This window comes from Acinetobacter sp. TUM15064, from assembly GCF_008980265.1.
In the GTDB taxonomy this organism is placed as follows: Bacteria; Pseudomonadota; Gammaproteobacteria; order Pseudomonadales; family Moraxellaceae; genus Acinetobacter.
The window spans coordinates 1-430 of the sequence record NZ_BKFU01000236.1; the positions used below are offsets into that span (position 1 = coordinate 1).

Annotated in this window: 1 protein-coding gene; it reads left to right on the plus strand. The window is 38.4% G+C overall.

All coding sequences use genetic code 11. The features are described 5' to 3' along the window. Positions 1-430 (plus strand): hypothetical protein (locus tag GBI16_RS18595; RefSeq protein ID WP_228267876.1); only part of this gene is annotated, 430 nt, incomplete at both ends.

The window sequence follows — 430 nt, forward strand, 5'->3', positions numbered from 1 at the left end:
AAAATGGCTACTCATGGGGTTAGGAGCGATGTTCCTTTCGGGTTGTGCAACGACCGCTACAGACCCAAGTCGTCAAAATGTGGGTACGACAGGTTTGCTGATTTGTGCGAAAAATGAGCTTTGTCCAGTAGTTACTGTAAGCTGGAATGAATCGAACAAGGAGTTACTTAAATTAAAAATTCATTTGAGTAGTACCTATAACAAATATGATATCCAAAAGGTTGAATTTACAAATGAGAAAAAAAGCCAATCCTTTGCTGTAACAGGCCCTACAGAGCATGATCATGTGTTAGGTGCAAACCGTTCTACGAATTATATTTTAGCGCCTGTGAATTTGATGGGCAGCTTAAAAGGCACGAGCTCAATTAAAATGAATATTTATACTGACAAAGGAATTATCTCTCGATATGTCTATAAAGATGGTGTTTCC